The following is a 3,389-nucleotide window of genomic DNA, read 5'->3' on the forward strand; positions in this document are numbered from 1 at the left end:
GGGGGCGGCCGAGGCCTGTCGGCTCGCCGGCGAGATCGCCGGCCGGGCCGCGCGGCTGCAGGCCGTGGCCCCGAAGCTGCGCGCCAAGGGGGCAAACGACGCGATCCGGCTGCTTCTCGACGACGATGCCGTGTCCGGCACCTTGCAGACCCCGAAGCTGTCACGCTGGGGCGCCCGCCGGCTGTTCGAGCGCCTGGCTACGCTCGGCGCCGTGCGCGAGCTCTCCGGCCGCTCGGCATTCCGACTCTACGGGCTGTAGGATGGCCCGGCGCGCGCAGTCTCTCGATCTCGAGCTCGCGGATCTGCCGGCCGAGTTGCGCTGCGCGAATGGATGGGTCGGGTCGAGGCCGTCCTCTTCGCCTCGGCGGGCCCCGTCGGCCGCGAGGCGCTGGCGAAGGTCGTCGGGCGCACCTGCAACCTCGACCTGATCATCGACGACATCCGCGCGGAGCTGCGCGGACGGCCTTACGAGCTCGTCGCGGTGGCCGGCGGCTGGCAGCATCGCACGAAGGCGACGTTCGCCGAGGCGATCCGGGCCGCGACCGGGCTCGCCGCGCAGGATTCCAGGCCCCTGTCGCAATCTGACGGCCTGGCGCTGATCGCGATTGCCTATCTGCAGCCGATCACCCGCGCGGAACTCGGCCAGGTCTTCGGCCAGGCGGTCAGCCGCGACACGATCGGGCATCTGCGCCGCCTGGGCTTCATTGCAGCCGGACCACGTTCGCCGCAACCCGGGGCACCTTACACCTATGTCACGACCCCGGCGTTCCTGTCCCGGTTCGGGCTCGAGACCCTCCGTGACCTCCCCGATATGGAGGCGCTCGAAGACGCCGGCCTGCTCAGCAAGGACAAGCTGCTGGCCGACGCGATGCCGATCGCTGGTGGCGATGAGGTGGACGGTGAGGATGAGACAGGCGATAGCGACCCCGAACGCCCATCCCATCACCGCATCGCAACCAACCCCGCCGCGAACCGGCCAGAGTGAGTCACCACAACGCGCATCAGGCGACCTTTTTCCTTACCCTGCTAGAGACTGCTATGAATCTTAGAGTCCGGCCCGGAATAAAGCGTCGCAATCCTGCGTCTATGCCACGATCGCAACGATCGGGAGACGGAACGATGGCTGGAATGACGAGGGCGATGATCTGTGCCGGCATGCTTCTGGCATCCGCGGCGGCCTGGGCGCAGACGGGCGAGCCCGCCCGGACGGCGGACACGCCCAAGGGCAAGACGCTGGTGGATGCGAAGGGCATGACCCTCTACACCTTCGCCAAGGACAGCGGCGGCAAATCCATGTGCAACGGGCAATGCGCCACCAACTGGCCGCCCCTGATGGCGGCCGCCTCCTCCAAGGACATGGGATCCTGGAGCGTGGTCACCCGCGACGACGGGTCCAGGCAATGGGCCTACAAGGCGAAGCCGCTCTACACCTTCGCCAAGGACGCGAAGCCGGGCGACGTCACGGGAGACGGGCTTCTGAACGGTGCTTGGCATGTCGCCCAGCCCTGAGGCCGCCCAGGCCTGAGCCGGGCGCGCGATGGACGAGACCTCCGCCCTCATCGAACCGCATATCCCCGCCCTTCGGCGCTATGCCTGGGCGCTCCTGCGGGACGGCGAGGGAGCGGACGATCTCGTCCAGGATTGCCTGGAGCGGGCGCTCTCGCGCTGGCATCTACGCTGGCGCGAGGGCGACATGCGAGCCTGGCTCTTCGCCATCCTTCATAACCTTTTCATCGACGGTCTGCGCCGCCGCAGCAGCGAAGGCCTGCGGGTCGAGCTCGACCAGCTCCCCGACCTCGCGGCCCCGGCCGCCGATCCCGAGACGCGGATCGTGATGCGCGACGTGCTCGAAGGCCTCGAGACCCTGCCGCCGGAGCAGAAGGCCGTGCTGCTGCTCGTCTGCGTCGAGGATCTGTCCTACGAGGCCGCCGCCCGGGTCCTGGGCGTTCCGGTCGGCACGGTGATGTCGCGCCTGAGCCGGGCCCGCGAGAAGCTGCGCCGGGCCGTCACGACGCCGGGGGCGCCGCGCCTGAGGAGGGTGAAATGAGCCGGCCCGAGCGTCCGGTCGGAGAGGATGATCTGACCGCCTTCGTCGACGGGCGCCTTCCGGCCGACCGCCGCGAGGCCGTGGCCGCGCTGCTGCGCGAGCGTCCCGATCTCGAAGCCGATCTCGCGCTGGACCGCTCGCTGCGCGACGCCCTGCGCGAGCGCCTGGAGCCGCGGGGGCGCGAGCCGATCCCGGGCCGCCTGCGCGTCGCCGTCCTGCGCGGCGAGCGCGCTCGCTCCCGTCGCCGCTTCCTGTCCTTCCTCGCCGCGGCCAGCCTCTTCCTCGTCCTCGGCGGCGCGGCCGGGTGGTACGCGCGCGATTTCGCGGGCGGACCGCCTCCGACGGCCGGCCGGGCCTGGGCGGGGCTCGCCCGCGACGCCCTGTCCGCCCATCGGACCTTCTCGGTCGAGATCGTCCATCCGGTCGAGGTCAAGGCCGACGACGAGACCCATCTGACGCAATGGCTGTCGAAGCGCCTCAAGCGCAGGCTGGTCATTCCCGACCTGTCCGAACAGTTCGGCCTCAATCTCGTCGGCGGCCGCCTCCTGCCGGCGGGGGCCGACGTCGCCGCGCTTCTCATGTATGCGGACGCCGCCAACAACCGCCTCACGCTCTATGTCCGGACGGGCGAGAGAGGCGAGACGGCGCTCAATTTCCTGCGCGAGGGCGACCTCTCGACCTTCTCCTGGATCGACGACGGCACCGGCTACGTGGTCGCCGCCGCGATGGACCGCGAGCGGCTGCAGAAGGTCGCGCGCGCGGTCTTCCAGGAATACGACCTCGAGGCCGCGCGGCAGAGGAAGGCGCTGTAGCTGTCGTTGCCATGAAGGCCCTCATTCCGGCTCAGAGCCTGGCCGGAAACAGGAAACCCTATCGGCGTCATGCTGAGGAGCGCCCTGCAAGGGCGCGTCTCGAAGCACGCAGGACGGTTGTGCGTTCTTCGAGACGCCCGCTTCGCGGGCTCCTCAGGATGACGAGGGAGGGAGGATTTTCCGACCCCGGAGGCGCCGATCAGCATCGGGCAGCGACCGGGCTTCTCGGCGAGGGCCCGCAGCACCGCCCCCGTCTCCGCCTCGCGGCCGTAGAAGTAATCGGCGTTGGCCTCCGTCAGCGCCTCGAGGCTGCGATAGGGGTTGACGAGGGTCCAGAGGGGTGCTGCGGTCTCGACGTTCTCCCCCTCCAGCGCGGCGAGCAGGCGATGGAGCGTCGCATCCTCGGCGACGTCGGGGGCGGTGATCCAGTTCAGGGTCCGCAAAAAGCGCAGGCCCGGCGCGTTCGCGCTGGCCGCGATGACAGGCACTTGCGGGAAGGCGCGGTCGGAGACATGCCGGCTGAACGCCTC

The 3,389-nt window shown here is 70.2% G+C and carries 5 protein-coding genes and 1 pseudogene; 5 read left to right on the forward strand and 1 reads right to left on the reverse strand.

Going from position 1 to position 3,389, the window contains the following annotated elements; genetic code table 11:
* From PKD06_RS18520 to PKD06_RS18540, 5 genes and pseudogenes are all read left to right on the forward strand, one after another.
* A partial coding sequence (locus PKD06_RS18520; protein ID WP_324382742.1) for a DUF1403 family protein occupies window positions 1-259 on the forward strand: 259 nt, incomplete at its 5' end.
* Between the two features lies 1 nt (window position 260).
* A pseudogene (locus tag PKD06_RS18525) lies at window positions 261-985 on the forward strand (SMC-Scp complex subunit ScpB).
* 170 nt (window positions 986-1,155) lie between these two features.
* Window positions 1,156-1,509, forward strand: a complete 354-nt coding sequence (locus PKD06_RS18530) for a hypothetical protein (protein ID WP_324382744.1) — start codon at window positions 1,156-1,158, stop codon at window positions 1,507-1,509.
* 28 nt (window positions 1,510-1,537) lie between these two features.
* A complete protein-coding gene (locus PKD06_RS18535; protein ID WP_324382746.1) occupies window positions 1,538-2,047 on the forward strand; it encodes a sigma-70 family RNA polymerase sigma factor in 510 nt (169 codons plus the stop codon).
* On the forward strand, window positions 2,044-2,859 hold the full coding sequence (locus PKD06_RS18540; RefSeq protein WP_324382747.1) for an anti-sigma factor: 816 nt from the start codon (window positions 2,044-2,046) through the stop codon (window positions 2,857-2,859). Before PKD06_RS18535 ends, PKD06_RS18540 begins: the two co-directional genes overlap by 4 nt.
* Here PKD06_RS18540 and PKD06_RS18545 read toward each other — a convergent pair.
* Window positions 2,754-3,389, reverse strand: a 636-nt coding sequence (locus tag PKD06_RS18545) for a hypothetical protein (protein ID WP_324382749.1), incomplete at its 5' end; no start/stop codon positions are given. The genes PKD06_RS18540 and PKD06_RS18545 overlap by 106 nt on opposite strands.

This window comes from Enterovirga sp. (genome assembly GCF_035325185.1).
In the GTDB taxonomy this organism is placed as follows: domain Bacteria; phylum Pseudomonadota; class Alphaproteobacteria; order Rhizobiales; family Beijerinckiaceae; genus Enterovirga.

Coding starts and splice junctions, on each gene's coding strand:
- PKD06_RS18535 (WP_324382746.1), top strand. CDS start 1,538: ATGGACGAGACCTCCGCCCTCATCGAACCGCATATCCCCGCCCTTCGG.
- PKD06_RS18540 (WP_324382747.1), top strand. CDS start 2,044: ATGAGCCGGCCCGAGCGTCCGGTCGGAGAGGATGATCTGACCGCCTTC.
- PKD06_RS18530 (WP_324382744.1), top strand. CDS start 1,156: ATGCTTCTGGCATCCGCGGCGGCCTGGGCGCAGACGGGCGAGCCCGCC.